An 18,458-nucleotide genomic window follows, 5' to 3' on the forward strand; every position below is an offset into this window, starting at 1 on the left:
TTATTATAACACAAGTCCGTGACAGAGCTGGTAAAATTTGGTACAATCGTACAGGTGCTCACAGGAGATCCTGTGACAGGAATAAGAAGGCTGGGACTGTATTTCCCAGTACGGAGGTAACCATGACAGATTCACCGATTCAATATCGATTGATTAAAAAAGAAAAGCATACAGGAGCTCGGTTGGGAGAAATTATCACCCCCCACGGGACCTTCCCGACCCCAATGTTTATGCCTGTAGGGACTCAGGCAACTGTTAAGACCCAATCACCAGAAGAACTTAAAGAGATGGGTTCAGGCATTATCTTGGCTAATACTTACCATCTCTGGCTTCGTCCAGGGGATGACTTGGTCGCAAAAGCAGGTGGTCTGCACCAGTTCATGAACTGGGACCAGCCCATTTTGACGGATAGTGGAGGTTTCCAGGTCTATTCACTAGCAGATACCCGCAATATCACCGAAGAAGGGGTGACCTTTAAAAACCACCTCAACGGCTCGAAAATGTTCCTTTCTCCAGAAAAGGCCATTTCCATCCAAAACAATCTAGGGAGCGACATCATGATGTCCTTTGACGAATGTCCCCAGTTCTATCAACCCTACGATTATGTAAAAAAATCAATCGAACGGACCAGTCGTTGGGCAGAACGTGGGCTAAAAGCTCACCGTCGCCCTCATGATCAAGGTCTTTTCGGGATTGTCCAAGGGGCTGGCTTTGAAGACTTGCGCCGTCAGTCTGCGCGTGATCTCGTTAGCATGGACTTCCCAGGTTATTCTATTGGTGGGTTAGCTGTTGGGGAAAGCCATGAAGAGATGAATGCCGTGCTTGACTTCACAACTCCTCTCCTACCAGAAAACAAGCCTCGCTACCTCATGGGAGTAGGAGCTCCAGACAGTCTGATTGATGGGGTGATTCGTGGAGTGGATATGTTTGACTGTGTCTTGCCGACGCGGATTGCGCGAAACGGTACCTGTATGACTAGTCAAGGACGCCTGGTGGTAAAAAATGCACAATTTGCTGAAGACTTTACGCCACTAGATCACGAATGTGATTGCTACACTTGTAAGAATTACACCCGGGCTTATCTTCGCCACCTCCTTAAGGCAGATGAGACCTTCGGCATTCGTTTGACCAGTTATCACAACCTCTATTTCTTGATTAACCTCATGAAGCAGGTCCGTCAAGCCATTATGGACGACAATCTTTTAGAATTCCGGGAACATTTCGTCGAAAAATACGGCTATAACAAGTCAGGCCGGAATTTCTAGGATGGATCACGAAAGATTATAGACCATCTTGGAAAAAAAGATGAAGTAGACAGTCTTTTCAAGACATCACAAGATCAGTTTCATATTGAAAAAGAATGAAAAGTTCTACAGGGGAGCAGTATTCAGAACGTTGACAAACAATTTCTTTATCAAAAATAATTTAAGTGAAGCTGAAAAAAGTTTAAATAATAGACTAGTAGGTTCATTTAAACAAATACTGAAACTTTCCGCTGTGAGAAAAGTGAGGCTGGGACAAAAGTCCGGTCTCTCAATTGTCTTTGGATTGTCGAGCAAGACGCAGTGGTTGAGTGGGCTCTACTACGCTGATTTCATCAGCTTTTACAGCCCTACTCAACTATGCGGAGGTGGGACGACGAAATCGAATTCTAACGAATTATCGATTTCTGTCCCACTCTCACTCGGGAGTTTTGGAGCCTTAGATCCAAAACTAATTGAACATGGGCTGCGGATCGTGTCAAAAAGATAAGTTCTCCTAGAATCAAAAGATTCTGCGTCAAACTTCCTATTTTGACTTTATCCGCAGACGCCCTTTGTATCTTAACTAAGTCATGGAACTTCTTCGAAGTTCGCTGACGTCCGTCCTCACCTAAGGAGAGTTTCTAAGATAACTTTGTCTGTATTCTGAAAAGAGGCTGGGCATAAAGTGTCCAGTCTCTTATATATGATAGTTATAACTGCAAGACGCAGTAGCTGATTGGCATCTTTGTTCGCCTTTTAAGCTCCAAAGATGACCTAATCAGCCTTGCGGGGGTGGGACAACGAACGATTTTTATTCAAAATTCGTTCTGTCCCACTCCCTTTTTTCTATATAATAGCGACTTTTTTAGTACGCTTTTTCTTTCGAAAACACTTTCATCAAAAAAAACGAAAAAAACTGCTCAAATCCCTTGCATTGGGGCTTCCATTGTGTTAAACTACTATGGTGCTGTGAAAAACAGCTATTAGCTTTGATGCAAGAGGTTGCGACACGCTCGGTTGCATTGCCACGCAACGCGCGTCGGTTTTCTTGTGGAGCTAGCCTATTATCTTAAATAGACGAAAAGGAGAAAAAGATGGCAAACAAAAAAATCCGCATCCGTTTGAAAGCGTACGAGCACCGTACACTTGACACAGCGGCTGCAAAAATCGTAGAATCAGCTACTCGTACAGGTGCACAAGTTGCGGGTCCAATCCCACTTCCAACTGAGCGTAGCCTCTACACAATCATTCGTGCGACTCACAAGTACAAAGATTCTCGCGAACAATTCGAAATGCGTACACACAAACGTTTGATCGATATCATCAACCCAACTCAAAAAACAGTTGATGCTTTGATGAAATTGGATCTTCCAAGTGGTGTAAACGTAGAAATCAAACTTTAATCTAAAGCTTGATACCTTGAGCATAAAAAACGCTCGTTAAAAACTTTTTGTATAAAAACTATAGAAAAGGAACTATTTTCTCATGACAAAAGGAATCTTAGGGAAAAAAGTGGGAATGACTCAAATCTTCACTGAAGCTGGCGAATTGATCCCTGTAACAGTTATCGAAGCAACTCCAAACGTTGTTCTTCAAGTTAAAACTGTTGAAACAGATGGTTACAACGCTATCCAAGTCGGTTTCGATGACAAACGCGAAGTATTGAGCAACAAACCTGCTAAAGGACATGTAGCAAAAGCTAACACGGCTCCTAAGCGCTTCATTCGTGAATTCAAAAACGTTGAAGGCTTGGAAGTTGGTGCTGAAATCACAGTTGACACTTTCGAAGCTGGAGACATCGTTGATGTAACTGGTACTTCTAAAGGTAAAGGCTTCCAAGGTGTTATCAAACGCCACGGACAATCACGTGGACCTATGGCTCACGGTTCTCGTTACCACCGTCGTCCAGGTTCTATGGGACCTGTTGCGCCAAACCGTGTATTCAAAGGTAAAAACCTTGCAGGACGCATGGGTGGCGATCGTGTAACGATTCAAAATCTTGAAGTTGTACAAGTTGTTCCAGAAAAGAACGTTATCCTTATTAAAGGTAACGTACCAGGTGCTAAGAAATCTCTTATCACTATCAAGTCAGCAGTTAAAGCTGGTAAATAATAAGGAAAGGGGAATACAGTCAAAATGGCAAATGTAACATTATTCGACCAAACTGGTAAACAAGCGGGCGAAGTTGTTCTTAACGATGCGATCTTTGGTATCGAACCAAACCAAGCTGTTGTATTTGATGTGATCATCAGCCAACGTGCTAGCCTTCGTCAAGGAACTCACGCAGTTAAAAACCGTTCAGCCGTTTCAGGTGGCGGACGCAAACCATGGCGTCAAAAAGGAACTGGACGTGCTCGTCAAGGTTCTATCCGCTCTCCACAATGGCGCGGTGGTGGAATTGTCTTCGGACCAACTCCACGTAGCTATGCGTACAAACTTCCTCAAAAAGTTCGTCGCCTTGCACTTAAATCTGTTTACTCAGAAAAAGTTGCTGAAAACAAATTTGTAGCCGTTGATTCTCTTGAATTTACAGCTCCAAAAACTGCTGAATTTGCAAAAGTTCTTGCAGCTTTGAGCATCGATTCTAAAGTCCTTGTTATTCTTGAAGAAGGAAACGAATTCGCAGCTCTTTCAGCTCGTAACCTTCCAAATGTGAAAGTTGCGACTGCTACAACTGCAAGTGTTCTTGACATCGCAAATAGTGACAAACTTCTTGTTACTCAAGCAGCTATCTCTAAAATCGAGGAGGTTCTTGCATAATGAATTTGTATGATGTTATCAAAAAACCTGTTATCACTGAAAAGTCAATGGCTCAACTTGAAGCAGGCAAATATGTATTCGAAGTTGACACTCGCGCTCACAAACTTTTAATCAAACAAGCTGTTGAAGCTGCCTTTGAAGGTGTAAAAGTTGCGAATGTGAACACTGTAAACGTAAAACCTAAAGCAAAACGCGTTGGACGTTACACTGGTTTTACTTCAAAAACTAAAAAAGCTATCATCACGCTTGCAGCTGATTCAAAAGCAATCGAGTTGTTCGCTACTGAAGCTGAATAATCTAAGGAGGAAATATCGTGGGAATTCGTGTTTATAAACCAACAACAAACGGTCGCCGTAATATGACTTCTTTGGATTTCGCTGAAATCACAACAAGCACACCAGAGAAATCTTTGCTCGTTTCATTGAAGAGCAAAGCAGGTCGTAACAATAACGGACGTATCACAGTTCGTCACCAAGGTGGTGGACACAAACGTCATTACCGTTTGATCGACTTCAAACGTAACAAAGATAACGTTGAAGCAGTTGTAAAAACAATTGAGTACGATCCAAACCGTTCTGCAAACATCGCTTTGGTACACTACACTGATGGTGTGAAAGCTTATATCATCGCTCCAAAAGGTCTTGAAGTTGGTCAACGCATCGTTTCAGGTCCAGAAGCAGATATCAAAGTCGGAAACGCTCTTCCACTTGCTAACATCCCAGTTGGTACTTTGATCCACAACATCGAATTGAAACCAGGTCGTGGTGGAGAATTGGTACGTGCTGCTGGAGCTTCTGCTCAAGTATTGGGTCAAGAAGGTAAATATGTTCTTGTTCGTCTTCAATCAGGCGAAGTTCGAATGATCCTTGGTACTTGCCGTGCTACAGTTGGTGTTGTCGGAAACGAACAACATGGACTTGTAAATCTTGGTAAAGCTGGACGTAGCCGTTGGAAAGGTATCCGCCCAACAGTTCGTGGTTCTGTAATGAACCCGAATGATCACCCACACGGTGGTGGTGAAGGTAAAGCACCAGTTGGTCGTAAAGCGCCATCTACTCCATGGGGCAAACCTGCTCTTGGTCTTAAAACTCGTAACAAGAAAGCGAAATCTGACAAACTTATCGTTCGTCGTCGCAACGAGAAATAATTTAAAACTAGTCGCTTAAGCGCTAGATGATCCGCCAGCTCGGTAGCGCTCCTTGTGAGCGCAAGCCGCTGTGGTACTATATTTAAAGGAGAAAATAATAAAATGGGACGCAGTCTTAAAAAAGGACCTTTCGTCGATGAGCATTTGATGAAAAAAGTTGAAGCTCAAGCTAACGACGAAAAGAAAAAAGTTATCAAAACTTGGTCACGTCGTTCAACGATCTTCCCAAGTTTCATTGGTTACACTATCGCAGTTTATGATGGACGTAAACACGTACCGGTTTACATCCAAGAAGACATGGTAGGTCACAAGCTTGGTGAATTTGCACCAACTCGTACTTACAAAGGTCACGCTGCAGATGACAAGAAGACACGTAGAAAATAAGGAGAACATAAATGGCAGAAATTACTTCAGCTAAAGCAATGGCTCGTACAGTGCGTGTTTCACCTCGTAAATCACGTCTTGTTCTTGACAACATCCGTGGTAAAAGCGTAGCCGATGCAGTAGCAATCTTGAAATTCACTCCAAACAAAGCAGCTGAAATCATCTTGAAAGTGTTGAACTCAGCAGTAGCAAACGCTGAAAACAACTTTGGTTTGGAAAAAGCAAACTTGGTAGTATCTGAAGCATTCGCAAACGAAGGACCAACAATGAAACGTTTCCGTCCACGTGCGAAAGGTTCAGCTTCACCAATCAACAAACGCACTAGCCACATCACAGTGGTTGTGACAGAAAAATAAGGAGGTAACATCGTGGGTCAAAAAGTACATCCAATTGGAATGCGTGTCGGCATCATCCGTGATTGGGATGCCAAATGGTATGCTGAAAAAGAATACGCGGATTACCTTCATGAAGATCTTGCAATCCGCAAATTTATTCAAAAAGAATTGGCTGACGCAGCGGTTTCTACTATCGAAATCGAACGCGCAGTAAACAAAGTTAACGTTTCTCTTCACACTGCTAAACCAGGTATGGTTATCGGTAAAGGTGGAGCAAACGTCGATGCACTTCGTGCAGCTCTTAACAAATTGACAGGTAAACAAGTTCACATCAACATTATCGAGATCAAACGTCCTGACTTGGACGCTCACCTTGTTGGTGAAGGAATTGCTCGTCAATTGGAGCAACGTGTGGCTTTCCGTCGTGCTCAAAAACAAGCGATTCAACGTACTATGCGCGCTGGGGCTAAAGGAATTAAAACACAAGTATCAGGTCGTTTGAACGGTGCAGATATCGCCCGTGCTGAAGGATACTCAGAAGGTACAGTTCCACTCCACACACTTCGCGCAGACATCGATTACGCTTGGGAAGAAGCAGATACAACTTACGGTAAACTTGGTGTTAAAGTATGGATCTACCGTGGTGAAGTTCTTCCAGCTCGTAAAGACGCTAAAGGAGGTAAATAACCAATGTTAGTACCTAAACGTGTAAAACACCGTCGCGAATTCCGTGGTAAAATGCGCGGTGAAGCAAAAGGTGGAAAAGAAGTATCATTCGGTGAATACGGTCTTCAGGCTACAACTAGCCACTGGATCACTAACCGCCAAATCGAAGCTGCTCGTATTGCCATGACTCGTTACATGAAACGTGGTGGTAAGGTTTGGATCAAGATCTTCCCACACAAATCATACACCGCTAAAGCTATCGGGGTACGTATGGGATCTGGTAAAGGGGCACCTGAAGGTTGGGTAGCACCAGTTAAACGTGGTAAAGTAATGTTTGAAGTTGCTGGTGTATCTGAAGAGATTGCTCGCGAAGCGCTTCGTCTTGCAAGCCACAAATTGCCAGTTAAATGTAAATTCGTAAAACGTGAAGCAAAATAAGGAGAGGTCATGAAACTTACAGAAGTAAAAGAATTTGTTAAAGAACTTCGTGGTCTTTCTCAAGAAGAACTCGCGAAGCGTGAAAATGAATTGAAGAAAGAATTGTTTGAACTTCGTTTCCAAGCGGCTGCTGGTCAATTGGAACAAACTGGACGTTTGAAAGAAGTGAAAAAACAAATCGCTCGTATCAAAACTGTTCAATCAGAAGCTAAATAATAGACTAGGGAAGGAGAATTTCAATGGAACGCAATAATCGTAAAGTTCTTGTTGGACGTGTTGTGTCTGACAAAATGGACAAAACAATCACAGTTGTAGTTGAAACTAAACGTAACCACCCAGTCTATGGTAAACGTATTAACTACTCTAAGAAATACAAAGCTCATGATGAAAACAATGTTGCCAAAGAAGGCGATATCGTTCGTATCATGGAAACTCGTCCGCTTTCAGCTACAAAACGCTTCCGTCTTGTAGAAGTTGTTGAAGAAGCGGTCATCATCTAATCAAACCTGAAAGGAGAAAACTGAAATGATTCAAACAGAAACTCGTTTGAAAGTCGCAGACAACAGCGGTGCTCGCGAAATCTTGACTATCAAAGTTCTTGGTGGTTCAGGACGTAAATTTGCAAACATCGGTGATGTTATTGTGGCATCTGTAAAACAAGCTACTCCTGGTGGTGCGGTTAAAAAAGGTGACGTTGTAAAAGCTGTTATCGTTCGTACTAAATCAGGTGCTCGTCGTAAAGATGGTTCATACATCAAGTTCGACGAAAATGCTGCAGTGATCATCCGTGACGACAAAACTCCTCGCGGAACTCGTATCTTCGGCCCAGTTGCTCGTGAATTGCGTGACGGTGGTTTCATGAAGATCGTATCACTTGCTCCAGAAGTACTTTAATTTAAAAATCACAAACACAGTCCCCTGGCTCAACGGCCAGGGTGCCCATCGGGCGTAAGAATAAAAGGAGAATAAAATGTTTGTAAAAACTGGCGACAAAGTTCGTGTAATTGCTGGTAAAGACAAAGGTGTTGAAGCTAAAGTCGTTGCTGCTCTTCCAAAAGTAAATAAAGTTGTTGTTGAAGGTGTAAACCTTGTTAAGAAACACCAACGTCCAAATAACGAAAACCCTCAAGGTGCTATCATTGAAAAAGAAGCTCCAATCCATGTATCAAACGTTCAAGTCTTGGACAAGAACGGAGTTGCTGGACGTGTTGGCTACAAATTCGTAGATGGCAAAAAAGTTCGTTATAACAAAAAATCAGGCGAAGTGCTTGACTAATCACGAAGGAAAGGAGAAGTATAATGGCTAATCGTTTAAAAGAAAAATACCTTAATGAAGTAGTTCCAGCTTTGACTGAACAATTTAACTACTCATCAGTTATGGCAGTGCCAAAAGTTGATAAGATCGTTTTGAACATGGGTGTTGGAGATGCTGTTTCTAACGCTAAAAACCTTGAGAAAGCTGCTGAAGAATTGGCATTGATCTCAGGTCAAAAACCACTTATCACAAAAGCTAAAAAATCAATCGCCGGCTTCCGTCTTCGTGAAGGTGTAGCGATCGGTGCGAAAGTAACTCTTCGTGGCGAACGTATGTACGAATTCTTGGACAAATTGGTTTCAGTTTCACTTCCACGTGTTCGTGACTTCCATGGTGTTCCAACAAAATCATTTGACGGACGCGGAAACTACACACTTGGTGTGAAAGAACAATTGATCTTCCCAGAAATCAACTTTGATGATGTTGATAAAACTCGTGGTTTGGATATCGTAATCGTAACTACTGCGAACACAGACGAAGAATCACGTGCATTGCTTACTGGCCTTGGTATGCCGTTTGCAAAATAATATAGGAGGTAAAACTAATGGCTAAAAAATCTATGATTGCTAAGAACAAACGCCCAGCGAAGTTCTCTACTCAAGCATACACTCGCTGTGAACGTTGTGGACGTCCACACTCAGTTTACCGCAAGTTTAAACTTTGCCGTGTTTGCTTCCGTGAATTGGCATACAAAGGACAAATCCCTGGTGTCACTAAAGCATCTTGGTAATATCATGATACAAAGAGCGTAACAACCACAGTAAAAATAGGAGATTTGGTGCAGGGGCGTCGCTCCAAAACAAATCTATCTTTTTTGCATAGGTTGTAGCTCGTGTTCAAATGAAACATTCTCATTTGTAGGTATCAAAACTTTCTGAGCCCAGCTCAATCATTAACTAGCAAGTGAAACATTCAAACTACTAGTAAGAGGAGAAATAAAAATGGTTATGACTGACCCAATCGCAGACTTCCTAACTCGTATTCGTAATGCTAACCAAGCAAAACACGAAGTACTTGAAGTACCTGCATCAAATATCAAAAAAGGGATTGCTGAAATCCTTAAACGCGAAGGTTTTGTAAAAAACGTTGAAGTAATCGAAGATGACAAACAAGGAATCATCCGCGTGTTCTTGAAATACGGAACAAACGGTGAAAAAGTTATCACAAACTTGAAACGTGTTTCTAAACCAGGTTTGCGTGTTTACAAAAAACGTGAAGATCTTCCAAAAGTTCTTAACGGACTTGGAATTGCTATCCTTTCAACTTCTGAAGGTTTGCTTACCGATAAGGAAGCACGCCAAAAGAACGTTGGTGGGGAAGTTATCGCTTACGTTTGGTAATATTTAGCTCCCAATTTCGTTGTGACTCTTCGTTATTGTCTCTTGCCTAACCCAAAGTTATGTCTGCGAGACAATGCCTCGATTCACTTAGAAATTGAGACCTAAACATTAACTTTTAAATCAAAAAGATTTAAACCCCGTGAAAACTGGCCTTCAAAGGCCTGACAATTTAACAGGAGAATAAAAACATGTCACGTATTGGTAATAAAGTTATCGTGTTGCCTGCTGGTGTTGAACTCACTAACAATGGCAACGTTGTAACTGTAAAAGGACCTAAAGGAGAACTTACTCGTGAGTTCTCAAAGGATATTGAAATCCGTGTGGAAGGAACTGAAGTAACACTTCACCGTCCAAACGATTCAAAAGAAATGAAAACTATCCACGGAACTACTCGTGCCCTTTTGAACAACATGGTTGTTGGTGTTTCAGAAGGATTCAAGAAAGAACTTGAAATGCGCGGGGTTGGTTACCGTGCACAACTTCAAGGATCAAAACTTGTTTTGGCTGTAGGTAAATCTCATCCAGACGAAGTTGAAGCTCCAGAAGGAATTACTTTTGAACTTCCAAACCCAACGACTATCGTTATCAGCGGAATTTCAAAAGAAGTAGTTGGTCAAACAGCTGCTTATGTACGTAGCCTTCGTTCACCAGAACCTTACAAAGGTAAAGGGATCCGTTATGTTGGTGAATTCGTTCGCCGTAAAGAAGGTAAAACAGGTAAATAATGTTGAGTGGTTGTATGTCAACCACCCACCTATTTTCCAACTCAGTGCTTAGCACATGATTTTAAAATTAAGAGGTGAAAATTGTGATTTCGAAACCAGATAAAAATAAAATCCGTCAAAAACGCCACCGTCGCGTTCGCGGAAAACTCTCTGGAACTGCTGATCGCCCACGTTTGAACGTATTCCGTTCTAATACAGGCATCTACGCTCAAGTAATTGATGACGTAGCGGGTGTAACGCTCGCAAGCGCTTCAACTCTTGACAAAGAAGTTTCAAAAGGAACTAAAACTGAACAAGCCGTTGTTGTCGGCAAACTTGTTGCTGAACGTGCAGTTGCTAAAGGTATTTCTGAAGTGGTGTTCGACCGCGGTGGATATCTATATCACGGACGTGTTAAAGCTTTGGCTGATGCAGCTCGTGAAAACGGATTGAAATTCTAATAGGAGGACACTAGAAAATGGCATTTAAAGACAATGCAGTTGAACTTGAAGAACGTGTAGTTGCCATCAACCGTGTTACAAAAGTTGTTAAAGGTGGACGTCGTCTTCGCTTTGCGGCTCTTGTAGTTGTTGGTGACCGTAACGGACGTGTTGGTTTTGGTACAGGTAAAGCTCAAGAAGTACCAGAAGCAATCCGTAAAGCAGTAGAAGATGCTAAGAAAAAATTGATTGAAGTTCCAATGGTTGGAACAACAATTCCTCACGAAGTAACATCAGTATTTGGTGGAGCTCGTGTATTGTTGAAACCAGCTATCGAAGGGGCGGGGGTTGCTGCAGGTGGTGCAGTTCGTGCCGTTGTCGAATTGGCAGGTATTGCAGATGTAACATCTAAATCACTTGGATCAAACACTCCAATCAACATTGTTCGTGCAACAGTGGAAGGATTAGCTCAATTGAAACGTGCTGAAGAAGTTGCTGCCCTTCGTGGTATTTCAGTTTCTGACTTGGCTTAAGAAAGGAGATTCAAATGGCTCAAATTAAAATTACTTTGACTAAGTCTCCAATCGGACGCATCCCGTCACAACGTAAAACTGTTGTAGCACTTGGACTTGGCAAATTGAACAGCTCTGTTATTAAAGAAGATAACCCAGCGGTACGTGGAATGATCACTGCAGTATCTCACTTGGTAACAGTTGAAGAAGTAAAATAATCTATTTATAATAGAAAAAAGTTTTCAGGGGTATGGGAAGTTTCTCAACCCCTAAAACTAAATATAAGTATAGGCGAGTTTGTAGTCGGGACACCTTTTCCTGATTGCATGCGTTAGCAATTTACAAAAGAGGAGAAATTAAATAATGAAACTTCATGAATTACAACCTGCTACAGGTTCACGTAAAGTCCGCAACCGTGTTGGTCGTGGTACTTCATCTGGTAATGGTAAAACTTCTGGCCGTGGTCAAAAAGGTCAAAAAGCTCGTAGCGGTGGCGGTGTACGTCTTGGCTTTGAAGGTGGACAAACTCCATTGTTCCGTCGTCTTCCAAAACGTGGATTTACAAACATCAACGCTAAAGAATATGCGATTGTAAACCTTGATCAGTTGAACGTCTTCGAAGATGGTGCTGAAGTAACACCAGTAGTACTTGTAGAAGCAGGTATTGTAAAAGCTGAAAAATCAGGAATTAAAATTCTTGGTAACGGAGAATTGACAAAGAAACTGTCTGTTAAGGCAGCTAAATTCTCTAAATCAGCTGAAGAAGCTATCACTGCTAAAGGTGGTTCAGTAGAAGTCATCTAAGAGGGGTGACCTATGTTCTTTAAATTATTAAAAGATGCATTTAAGGTAAAACAAGTACGATCAAAAATTTTATTTACTATTTTTATCATACTTGTCTTCCGAATCGGGACAACTATTACGGTTCCTGGTGTGAATGCGAAAATCCTTAACAACTTACAAGATGTTTCCTTCTTGAATATGATGAGCTTGGTGTCAGGGAATGCTATGAGAAACTTCTCTGTATTCGCCCTTGGGGTAAGTCCTTACATCACAGCTTCCATCGTTGTTCAGTTACTTCAAATGGATTTGCTTCCGAAGTTTGTTGAATGGGGGAAACAAGGTGAAGTTGGACGGAGAAAGTTGAATCAAGCGACTCGCTATATAGCCCTGGTTCTTGCTTTTGTCCAGTCAATTGGGATTACTGCAACATTCCACACACTGTCACAAGCTAAATTAGTAGCTACACCAAATGTTGAAACTTACATCTTGATTGGTGCGATTTTAACAACTGGTTCGATGATTGTGACTTGGTTGGGAGAGCAAATTTCAGATAAGGGATACGGGAATGGTGTATCCATGATCATCTTCGCAGGGATTGTTTCATCTATCCCAGAAATGATCAAAGAAGTTTACGAAAATTCATTTGTAAACGTTCGGTCGGGTCAGCTGACCAATTCCTTAACTTTTGTAGGTGTTTTAATTCTAGCTATTTTAGTGATTATCTACTTTACAACCTTTGTAGAACAAGCACAGTACAAAATTCCAATTCAATACACAAAGATTGCTCAGGGTGCACCGTCTAGTTCATACCTTCCATTGAAGGTAAACCCAGCCGGGGTTATTCCGGTCATCTTTGCAAGTTCGATTACTGCTGCCCCAGCAGCGATTTTCCAAGTTATTAGCGCTATGGGCTATAATGCTGGGTGGGTTCGAACGGCTCAATCTATGCTAGCAACCAATACACCTACTGGTGTAGCGATGTATGCCTTGTTGATCATTCTATTTACATTCTTCTATACTTTTGTGCAGATTAACCCAGAAAAAACTGCGGAAAATCTACAAAAGAGTGGAGCTTACATCCCAGGTGTTCGTCCAGGGAAAGGAACGGAAGAATACATGTCTCGTCTGCTTAGACGATTGGCAACTGTTGGTTCTCTCTTCCTCGGATTTATCACCATCATCCCAATTCTTGCTCGTGATGTCTTCGGTCTAACAGATACAGTTGCTCTTGGAGGAACTAGTCTCTTGATCATTATCTCGACAGGTATTGAAGGAATGAAACAACTAGAAGGTTACTTGTTGAAACGCAAATACGTTGGTTTCATGGATAGAACAACAGAATAGAATTAGGTTGACATTGTCAACCTTCTATTTTGTTTTTGAATAAGTTTGTTAGTTCGTAACAGACTTATTTAAAAACAAAATAAGGAGCAAATGATTATGAATTTATTAATCATGGGATTACCTGGAGCAGGTAAGGGAACACAAGCGGCTAAGATTGTGGAACAATTTCAAGTTGCGCACATCTCAACAGGGGATATGTTCCGTGCTGCAATGGCTAACCAAACAGAAATGGGTGTTTTAGCGAAGTCCTACATTGACAAAGGTGAATTAGTACCTGATGATGTAACCAATGGAATCGTAAAAGAACGCCTAGCTCAAGATGATATTAAGGAAAAAGGGTTCCTCTTAGACGGTTTCCCTCGTACCATTGAACAAGCACACGCTTTGGATCAAATTTTGGTAGACCTTGGTCTTGACCTTGAGGGAGTAATTAACATCGTAGTAGATCCATCTTGCCTTCTTGAACGCTTGAGTGGTCGCATCATTCACCGTGAAACAGGTGAAACTTACCACAAAGTATTCAATCCGCCGGCTGACTACAAGGAAGAAGACTATTACCAACGTGAAGACGATAAACCAGAAACGGTTAAACGTCGTTTGGATGTGAACATTGCTCAAGGAGAGCCAATTCTTGCTCATTATCGTGCTAAAGGATTGGTTCATGATATTGAAGGGAATCAAGACATTAACGACGTCTTCAAAGATATCCAAGAAGTCTTGGAGAATTTGAAATAAAAACGTTTTAGTCACTTGCAATATTTGACAACAAGTGATACAATGAATTAGTCTGACTTATAATTGTTACCTCTGTGCTCAGAGGAATGAATCGAAATTTATGGAGGTACTTTTGCGTGGCAAAAGACGATGTGATTGAAGTAGAAGGCAAAGTAGTTGATACCATGCCGAATGCTATGTTTACGGTTGAACTTGAAAATGGACATCAGATTTTAGCAACAGTTTCTGGTAAAATTCGTAAAAACTATATTCGTATTTTAGCGGGAGATCGTGTTACTGTGGAGATGAGTCCGTACGATTTGACACGTGGACGTATCACATACCGCTTTAAATAATCGAAAAACTTGGAGGGATAAAAATGAAAGTAAGACCATCGGTCAAACCAATTTGCGAATACTGTAAAGTAATTCGTCGTAATGGTCGTGTTATGGTAATTTGCCCAGCAAATCCAAAACACAAACAACGTCAAGGATAAGATAGAAAGGAGAAAACATGGCTCGTATTGCTGGAGTTGACATTCCAAATGACAAACGTGTAGTAATTTCATTGACTTATGTATACGGTATTGGACTTCCAACATCTAAGAAAATTCTTGCTGCTGCAGGTGTTTCTGAAGATATTCGTGTTCGTGACCTTACACCAGATCAAGAAGATGCTATCCGTCGTGAAGTTGACGCAATTAAAGTAGAAGGTGACCTTCGTCGTGAAGTGAACTTGAACATTAAACGTTTGATGGAAATCGGTTCATACCGTGGTATCCGTCATCGTCGTGGACTTCCTGTTCGTGGACAAAACACTAAAAACAATGCTCGCACTCGTAAAGGTAAAGCTGTTGCGATTGCAGGTAAGAAAAAATAAGAAAATAAAATAAGGAGGTAAAAATCTTGGCTAAACCAACACGTAAACGTCGTGTGAAAAAGAATATCGAATCAGGTATTGCTCATATTCACGCAACATTTAATAACACAATTGTTATGATTACTGATGTGCATGGTAACGCAATTGCATGGTCATCTGCAGGTGCTCTTGGTTTCAAAGGTTCTCGTAAATCTACACCATTTGCTGCACAAATGGCTTCAGAAGCTGCTGCAAAATCTGCTCAAGAACATGGTCTTAAATCAGTAGAAGTTACTGTTAAAGGTCCTGGATCTGGTCGTGAGTCTGCTATTCGTGCGCTTGCTGCTGCTGGTCTTGAAGTTACTGCGATCCGCGATGTGACTCCTGTGCCACACAATGGTGCTCGTCCTCCAAAACGTCGCCGTGTATAATCATCAACAATTACACAGCTTTTCGTTTCAGAGGGAGTATAGCAAATGATTGAGTTTGAAAAACCAAATATAACAAAAATTGATGAAAATAAAGATTACGGTGTATTTGTAGTAGAACCGCTTGAACGCGGTTATGGTACAACACTGGGGAACTCTCTTCGTCGCGTATTATTAGCTTCACTTCCAGGTGCTGCTGTTACTTCAATTAACATTGAAGGTGTATTGCACGAATTTGATACAGTTCCAGGTGTCCGTGAAGACGTTATGCAAATCATTCTTAACGTTAAAGGAATCGCTGTAAAATCTTACGTCCAAGACGAAAAGATTATTGAACTTGATGTAGAAGGTCCTGCAGAAGTAACTGCTGGAGATATTCTTACAGATAGTGACATTGAAATTGTAAACCCTGATCATTATCTTTTTACAATCGGTGAAGGATCAAGCTTTAAAGCAACTTTGACAGTGAATAGCGGTCGTGGTTATGTCCCAGCTGATCAGAATAAAAAAGATGATGCACCAGTAGGTACACTTGCTGTAGATTCAATCTATACGCCAGTGACAAAAGTTAATTACCAAGTTGAACCAGCACGCGTTGGTAGCAACGATGGTTTTGACAAACTAACCCTTGAAATCTTAACAAATGGAACAATTATTCCAGAAGATGCTCTAGGTCTTTCTGCTCGCATTTTGACAGAACACCTTAACCTCTTTACAAACCTTACAGAAATCGCAATTGCGACAGATGTTATGAAGGAAGCGGATACAGCATCAGACGATCGAGTACTAGAACGCACCATCGAAGAATTGGATCTTTCTGTTCGTTCATACAACTGCTTGAAACGTGCCGGTATCAATACGGTGTACGATTTAACAGAAAAGTCTGAACCAGAAATGATGAAGGTTCGTAACCTTGGACGTAAGAGTCTCGAAGAAGTTAAAGTTAAGCTTGCCGATTTAGGCCTTGGGCTAAAAAACGATAAATAGAGGAGGAATACATGGCTTACCGTAAACTAGGACGCACTAGCTCACAACGTAAAGCAATGCTTCGTGATTTGACAACTGATCTTATCATCAATGAAGCAATCGTAACAACTGAAGCACGTGCAAAAGAAATCCGTAAATCAGTTGAAAAAATGATTACTTTAGGTAAACGTGGTGACTTGCACGCACGTCGTCAAGCAGCTGCTTACGTACGTAACGAAGTTGCATCACAAAACTTTGATGAAGAAACTGGTAAATACTCAGAAACAACTGCACTTCAAAAATTGTTCTCTGAACTTGCACCACGTTATGCTGAGCGCAATGGTGGATATACTCGTATCCTTAAAACTGAACCACGCCGTGGGGATGCTGCGCCAATGGCAATTATCGAATTAGTATAAAATCATCAATTTTGTTGAGTGTTATGATGTTGGAAGGACTAAACGGTTCTTCTTAGTCTAGCTCTGGTCTGCCGCTAGGATTTATCCTAGCGGTAACACTCATCATATTGAGGTAAATGGTAGACGCTTGTTTACGAAATTGCTTTAATTTAAAACAATTTCGTAAGCAGGCGTTTTTTGATATAATAGAACAGTTATGACAGAAAAACAAAAAAAAGAAGTTTGTGCTGAGGCACTGCTGACCAAAAGATACCTTACCTCTCTTAAGGAAGAACCCGAAAAGTATATTGGAATCGAGTTAGAATTTCCGATTATTAATCTATTGGGTGGAAAAACAGATACAAGGGTTTCTAAAGACTTGTTCAGGTACTTGCTAAAAGTCGAAGACTTTAAAATAATTAAAGAAGATGATGATGGAAATCCTGTTCAATTAAGTCATGATAAAAATAAGGATCAAATTGTATTTGAACTCTCTTATAATACAATCGAATTCGCGTTTGAGAAATCAAAAACCATTCAAGAAGTTGAAAAGAGATTCACTCATTACCTAAACCTTATTCAGCCATTTCTAAGAGAGAGAAAGCACCAAATTGAAGGAAGAGGAATACATCCATACTGGAAGGAAAATGATAACAGCCCAGTTAAAATTGATCGCTATAAGATGTTGGTTCAATTTCTTAAGCTGGCTGAAAATGAAAATCAGGAGAAATACCATCGGTATCCAGATTATGGAACTTTTATTTGTGGAAACCAGGTGCAATTAGATGTTTCAAAAAGTAATTATTTAAAGATCATTAATGCAATGAATAAAGTAGAAGCTGCAAAAGCCTATCTATTTGCTAATTCAATTTTTGAAGGCGAAAACTGGGATACTAGGATTTCAAGAGATATTTTTTGGGAAGCATCAATGCATGGTTATTACCCAGAAAATGTCGGAGTAAATCCAGAAGACTATACGACAGATCAAGCTTATGTTGAATATTTACTACAAACGTCACTGTTTTATGCTTATCGTGGAGAAGAGATTCTTTATTTTAAACCAATCAGAGCCAAAGAATACCTAAAGCAAGATAAAATCTTAGCTTATCGGTTAGATGGTTCCAGTAAAGAAATACAACCGAAAGAAGATGATTTTCACAATCATAGAAGCTACCATTTTCAAGACTTAACAACAAGAGGGACGATTGAATTTAGGAGCACTTGCACTCAACCCTTAAGTCGGACTTTCACTCCAATAGCTTTTCATGTTGGCCTTTATGAAAATAATCATCAATTAGATGCTTACCTAAAAAACAATCCTTATTTTGATTTTCAAAAAGAAAGCCCTAAAGAATTAAGAAAACAGTATTCTAAAAAAACATTATCAAGTGAAGAGGTAATCAAAATCAAACACTTTTCAAAGGATCTATTAGAAATTGCAAAAAATGGGTTGATAAAAAGAGAAAAAGGTGAAGAATGGTATCTTGAGTCAATAATTGAAGAATTAGAAGAACGCTGATATATCAAGCGTTTTTTCTAATTTGTTAAAAAAATAAAAAAAATAGAAAAAAGTTATTGACAAGACGAGTGATGCGTGATATACTAATATAGTTGTCGCGCGAGAGCGACAAAGACCTTTGAAAACTGAACAAGACGAACCAATGTGCAGGGCACTATAACTA

31 protein-coding genes are annotated in these 18,458 nt (G+C 40.7%); all 31 read left to right on the forward strand.

The genetic code is table 11. The features are described 5' to 3' along the window. The first annotated feature begins 122 nt into the window (after positions 1 to 122). Positions 123 to 1,265: a tRNA guanosine(34) transglycosylase Tgt gene (gene tgt, locus E5S68_RS10330; protein WP_023024993.1), complete on the forward strand. Its 1,143-nt coding sequence runs from the start codon at positions 123 to 125 to the stop codon at positions 1,263 to 1,265. A gap of 1,073 nt (positions 1,266 to 2,338) precedes the next feature. After that, a complete protein-coding gene (rpsJ, locus tag E5S68_RS10340) occupies positions 2,339 to 2,647 on the forward strand; it encodes a 30S ribosomal protein S10 (protein ID WP_003009585.1) in 309 nt (102 codons plus the stop codon). A gap of 82 nt (positions 2,648 to 2,729) precedes the next feature. Further along, a complete protein-coding gene (rplC, locus tag E5S68_RS10345) occupies positions 2,730 to 3,356 on the forward strand; it encodes a 50S ribosomal protein L3 (RefSeq protein ID WP_003010846.1) in 627 nt (208 codons plus the stop codon). A 24-nt stretch (positions 3,357 to 3,380) separates the two neighbouring features. Next, positions 3,381 to 4,004, forward strand: a complete 624-nt coding sequence (gene rplD / locus E5S68_RS10350; protein WP_003009591.1) for a 50S ribosomal protein L4 — start codon at positions 3,381 to 3,383, stop codon at positions 4,002 to 4,004. After that, a complete protein-coding gene (locus E5S68_RS10355) occupies positions 4,004 to 4,300 on the forward strand; it encodes a 50S ribosomal protein L23 (RefSeq protein WP_003009593.1) in 297 nt (98 codons plus the stop codon). Before rplD ends, E5S68_RS10355 begins: the two co-directional genes overlap by 1 nt. A 17-nt stretch (positions 4,301 to 4,317) precedes the next feature. After that, positions 4,318 to 5,151, forward strand: coding sequence for a 50S ribosomal protein L2 (gene rplB / locus E5S68_RS10360; protein WP_061564620.1), 834 nt, complete (start codon positions 4,318 to 4,320; stop codon positions 5,149 to 5,151). A gap of 102 nt (positions 5,152 to 5,253) precedes the next feature. Next, positions 5,254 to 5,535, forward strand: a complete 282-nt coding sequence (gene rpsS / locus E5S68_RS10365; protein WP_000533766.1) for a 30S ribosomal protein S19 — start codon at positions 5,254 to 5,256, stop codon at positions 5,533 to 5,535. 11 nt (positions 5,536 to 5,546) lie between these two features. Continuing rightward, positions 5,547 to 5,891 carry a 50S ribosomal protein L22 gene (rplV, locus tag E5S68_RS10370; RefSeq protein WP_006595188.1) on the forward strand — a complete coding sequence of 115 codons (345 nt, stop codon included), beginning with the start codon at positions 5,547 to 5,549 and terminating at the stop codon, positions 5,889 to 5,891. A 12-nt stretch (positions 5,892 to 5,903) separates the two neighbouring features. Further along, on the forward strand, positions 5,904 to 6,557 hold the full coding sequence (rpsC, locus tag E5S68_RS10375) for a 30S ribosomal protein S3 (protein ID WP_006595187.1): 654 nt from the start codon (positions 5,904 to 5,906) through the stop codon (positions 6,555 to 6,557). A gap of 3 nt (positions 6,558 to 6,560) precedes the next feature. Further along, positions 6,561 to 6,974 carry a 50S ribosomal protein L16 gene (gene rplP, locus E5S68_RS10380; RefSeq protein WP_023024998.1) on the forward strand — a complete coding sequence of 138 codons (414 nt, stop codon included), beginning with the start codon at positions 6,561 to 6,563 and terminating at the stop codon, positions 6,972 to 6,974. Between the two features lie 9 nt (positions 6,975 to 6,983). Beyond that, entirely contained in the window at positions 6,984 to 7,190 is a 207-nt protein-coding gene (gene rpmC / locus E5S68_RS10385) for a 50S ribosomal protein L29 (protein ID WP_003002350.1), read from the forward strand. Between the two features lie 23 nt (positions 7,191 to 7,213). Next, complete coding sequence (gene rpsQ / locus E5S68_RS10390) at positions 7,214 to 7,474, forward strand: 30S ribosomal protein S17 (protein ID WP_000440801.1); 261 nt, start codon at positions 7,214 to 7,216, stop codon at positions 7,472 to 7,474. Positions 7,475 to 7,499: 25 nt separating this feature from the next. Then, positions 7,500 to 7,868, forward strand: coding sequence for a 50S ribosomal protein L14 (gene rplN / locus E5S68_RS10395; RefSeq protein ID WP_123159678.1), 369 nt, complete (start codon positions 7,500 to 7,502; stop codon positions 7,866 to 7,868). A gap of 76 nt (positions 7,869 to 7,944) precedes the next feature. Continuing rightward, the gene (gene rplX, locus E5S68_RS10400) at positions 7,945 to 8,250 is read left to right on the forward strand and encodes a 50S ribosomal protein L24 (protein ID WP_006595185.1); all 306 of its coding nucleotides are present in this window, start codon (positions 7,945 to 7,947) and stop codon (positions 8,248 to 8,250) included. Positions 8,251 to 8,273: 23 nt separating this feature from the next. After that, positions 8,274 to 8,816, forward strand: a complete 543-nt coding sequence (rplE, locus tag E5S68_RS10405) for a 50S ribosomal protein L5 (RefSeq protein WP_006595184.1) — start codon at positions 8,274 to 8,276, stop codon at positions 8,814 to 8,816. Between the two features lie 17 nt (positions 8,817 to 8,833). After that, entirely contained in the window at positions 8,834 to 9,019 is a 186-nt protein-coding gene (locus E5S68_RS10410; RefSeq protein WP_001085699.1) for a type Z 30S ribosomal protein S14, read from the forward strand. 211 nt (positions 9,020 to 9,230) lie between these two features. Then, on the forward strand, positions 9,231 to 9,629 hold the full coding sequence (rpsH, locus tag E5S68_RS10415; RefSeq protein ID WP_126403631.1) for a 30S ribosomal protein S8: 399 nt from the start codon (positions 9,231 to 9,233) through the stop codon (positions 9,627 to 9,629). Positions 9,630 to 9,817: 188 nt separating this feature from the next. Then, a complete protein-coding gene (rplF, locus tag E5S68_RS10420) occupies positions 9,818 to 10,354 on the forward strand; it encodes a 50S ribosomal protein L6 (protein ID WP_135783481.1) in 537 nt (178 codons plus the stop codon). An 83-nt stretch (positions 10,355 to 10,437) separates the two neighbouring features. Further along, positions 10,438 to 10,794, forward strand: a complete 357-nt coding sequence (rplR, locus tag E5S68_RS10425; RefSeq protein WP_003010871.1) for a 50S ribosomal protein L18 — start codon at positions 10,438 to 10,440, stop codon at positions 10,792 to 10,794. 17 nt (positions 10,795 to 10,811) lie between these two features. Next, complete coding sequence (gene rpsE, locus E5S68_RS10430) at positions 10,812 to 11,306, forward strand: 30S ribosomal protein S5 (RefSeq protein ID WP_135783482.1); 495 nt, start codon at positions 10,812 to 10,814, stop codon at positions 11,304 to 11,306. Positions 11,307 to 11,320: 14 nt separating this feature from the next. After that, positions 11,321 to 11,503: a 50S ribosomal protein L30 gene (rpmD, locus tag E5S68_RS10435; protein WP_002894509.1), complete on the forward strand. Its 183-nt coding sequence runs from the start codon at positions 11,321 to 11,323 to the stop codon at positions 11,501 to 11,503. A gap of 145 nt (positions 11,504 to 11,648) precedes the next feature. Next, a complete protein-coding gene (gene rplO, locus E5S68_RS10440) occupies positions 11,649 to 12,089 on the forward strand; it encodes a 50S ribosomal protein L15 (RefSeq protein WP_135783483.1) in 441 nt (146 codons plus the stop codon). Between the two features lie 12 nt (positions 12,090 to 12,101). Next, positions 12,102 to 13,412: a preprotein translocase subunit SecY gene (gene secY / locus E5S68_RS10445; protein ID WP_135783484.1), complete on the forward strand. Its 1,311-nt coding sequence runs from the start codon at positions 12,102 to 12,104 to the stop codon at positions 13,410 to 13,412. 96 nt (positions 13,413 to 13,508) lie between these two features. Next, entirely contained in the window at positions 13,509 to 14,147 is a 639-nt protein-coding gene (locus E5S68_RS10450; protein ID WP_135783485.1) for an adenylate kinase, read from the forward strand. Positions 14,148 to 14,263: 116 nt separating this feature from the next. Further along, positions 14,264 to 14,482, forward strand: a complete 219-nt coding sequence (gene infA, locus E5S68_RS10455) for a translation initiation factor IF-1 (RefSeq protein WP_001029883.1) — start codon at positions 14,264 to 14,266, stop codon at positions 14,480 to 14,482. Between the two features lie 23 nt (positions 14,483 to 14,505). Then, positions 14,506 to 14,622 (forward strand): 50S ribosomal protein L36, encoded by a 117-nt coding sequence (gene rpmJ / locus E5S68_RS10460; RefSeq protein WP_001808836.1) that lies wholly within the window; start codon positions 14,506 to 14,508, stop codon positions 14,620 to 14,622. 17 nt (positions 14,623 to 14,639) lie between these two features. Further along, positions 14,640 to 15,005 (forward strand): 30S ribosomal protein S13, encoded by a 366-nt coding sequence (gene rpsM, locus E5S68_RS10465; protein ID WP_003009631.1) that lies wholly within the window; start codon positions 14,640 to 14,642, stop codon positions 15,003 to 15,005. Positions 15,006 to 15,031: 26 nt separating this feature from the next. After that, the gene (gene rpsK, locus E5S68_RS10470) at positions 15,032 to 15,415 is read left to right on the forward strand and encodes a 30S ribosomal protein S11 (RefSeq protein ID WP_001118385.1); all 384 of its coding nucleotides are present in this window, start codon (positions 15,032 to 15,034) and stop codon (positions 15,413 to 15,415) included. Between the two features lie 45 nt (positions 15,416 to 15,460). Continuing rightward, on the forward strand, positions 15,461 to 16,399 hold the full coding sequence (locus E5S68_RS10475; protein ID WP_135783486.1) for a DNA-directed RNA polymerase subunit alpha: 939 nt from the start codon (positions 15,461 to 15,463) through the stop codon (positions 16,397 to 16,399). 11 nt (positions 16,400 to 16,410) lie between these two features. Beyond that, positions 16,411 to 16,797 carry a 50S ribosomal protein L17 gene (rplQ, locus tag E5S68_RS10480; protein ID WP_006595176.1) on the forward strand — a complete coding sequence of 129 codons (387 nt, stop codon included), beginning with the start codon at positions 16,411 to 16,413 and terminating at the stop codon, positions 16,795 to 16,797. A gap of 196 nt (positions 16,798 to 16,993) precedes the next feature. After that, a complete protein-coding gene (locus E5S68_RS10485) occupies positions 16,994 to 18,295 on the forward strand; it encodes a glutamate-cysteine ligase family protein (protein WP_135783487.1) in 1,302 nt (433 codons plus the stop codon). Positions 18,296 to 18,458 lie beyond the last annotated feature (163 nt).

It is taken from the genome of Streptococcus rubneri, assembly GCF_004785935.1.
GTDB classification, from domain to species: Bacteria; Bacillota; Bacilli; order Lactobacillales; family Streptococcaceae; genus Streptococcus; species Streptococcus rubneri.

Excerpts from the sequence above, each read along its gene's own strand:
- tgt (WP_023024993.1), top strand. The coding sequence starts at position 123 with ATGACAGATTCACCGATTCAATATCGATTGATTAAAAAAGAAAAGCAT.
- rpsJ (WP_003009585.1), top strand. The coding sequence starts at position 2,339 with ATGGCAAACAAAAAAATCCGCATCCGTTTGAAAGCGTACGAGCACCGT.
- rplC (WP_003010846.1), top strand. The coding sequence starts at position 2,730 with ATGACAAAAGGAATCTTAGGGAAAAAAGTGGGAATGACTCAAATCTTC.
- rplD (WP_003009591.1), top strand. The coding sequence starts at position 3,381 with ATGGCAAATGTAACATTATTCGACCAAACTGGTAAACAAGCGGGCGAA.
- E5S68_RS10355 (WP_003009593.1), top strand. The coding sequence starts at position 4,004 with ATGAATTTGTATGATGTTATCAAAAAACCTGTTATCACTGAAAAGTCA.
- rpsS (WP_000533766.1), top strand. The coding sequence starts at position 5,254 with ATGGGACGCAGTCTTAAAAAAGGACCTTTCGTCGATGAGCATTTGATG.
- rplV (WP_006595188.1), top strand. The coding sequence starts at position 5,547 with ATGGCAGAAATTACTTCAGCTAAAGCAATGGCTCGTACAGTGCGTGTT.
- rplP (WP_023024998.1), top strand. The coding sequence starts at position 6,561 with ATGTTAGTACCTAAACGTGTAAAACACCGTCGCGAATTCCGTGGTAAA.
- rpmC (WP_003002350.1), top strand. The coding sequence starts at position 6,984 with ATGAAACTTACAGAAGTAAAAGAATTTGTTAAAGAACTTCGTGGTCTT.
- rpsQ (WP_000440801.1), top strand. The coding sequence starts at position 7,214 with ATGGAACGCAATAATCGTAAAGTTCTTGTTGGACGTGTTGTGTCTGAC.
- rplN (WP_123159678.1), top strand. The coding sequence starts at position 7,500 with ATGATTCAAACAGAAACTCGTTTGAAAGTCGCAGACAACAGCGGTGCT.
- rplX (WP_006595185.1), top strand. The coding sequence starts at position 7,945 with ATGTTTGTAAAAACTGGCGACAAAGTTCGTGTAATTGCTGGTAAAGAC.
- rplE (WP_006595184.1), top strand. The coding sequence starts at position 8,274 with ATGGCTAATCGTTTAAAAGAAAAATACCTTAATGAAGTAGTTCCAGCT.
- E5S68_RS10410 (WP_001085699.1), top strand. The coding sequence starts at position 8,834 with ATGGCTAAAAAATCTATGATTGCTAAGAACAAACGCCCAGCGAAGTTC.
- rpsH (WP_126403631.1), top strand. The coding sequence starts at position 9,231 with ATGGTTATGACTGACCCAATCGCAGACTTCCTAACTCGTATTCGTAAT.
- rplF (WP_135783481.1), top strand. The coding sequence starts at position 9,818 with ATGTCACGTATTGGTAATAAAGTTATCGTGTTGCCTGCTGGTGTTGAA.
- rpsE (WP_135783482.1), top strand. The coding sequence starts at position 10,812 with ATGGCATTTAAAGACAATGCAGTTGAACTTGAAGAACGTGTAGTTGCC.
- rpmD (WP_002894509.1), top strand. The coding sequence starts at position 11,321 with ATGGCTCAAATTAAAATTACTTTGACTAAGTCTCCAATCGGACGCATC.
- rplO (WP_135783483.1), top strand. The coding sequence starts at position 11,649 with ATGAAACTTCATGAATTACAACCTGCTACAGGTTCACGTAAAGTCCGC.
- secY (WP_135783484.1), top strand. The coding sequence starts at position 12,102 with ATGTTCTTTAAATTATTAAAAGATGCATTTAAGGTAAAACAAGTACGA.
- E5S68_RS10450 (WP_135783485.1), top strand. The coding sequence starts at position 13,509 with ATGAATTTATTAATCATGGGATTACCTGGAGCAGGTAAGGGAACACAA.
- rpmJ (WP_001808836.1), top strand. The coding sequence starts at position 14,506 with ATGAAAGTAAGACCATCGGTCAAACCAATTTGCGAATACTGTAAAGTA.
- rpsM (WP_003009631.1), top strand. The coding sequence starts at position 14,640 with ATGGCTCGTATTGCTGGAGTTGACATTCCAAATGACAAACGTGTAGTA.
- E5S68_RS10475 (WP_135783486.1), top strand. The coding sequence starts at position 15,461 with ATGATTGAGTTTGAAAAACCAAATATAACAAAAATTGATGAAAATAAA.
- rplQ (WP_006595176.1), top strand. The coding sequence starts at position 16,411 with ATGGCTTACCGTAAACTAGGACGCACTAGCTCACAACGTAAAGCAATG.
- E5S68_RS10485 (WP_135783487.1), top strand. The coding sequence starts at position 16,994 with ATGACAGAAAAACAAAAAAAAGAAGTTTGTGCTGAGGCACTGCTGACC.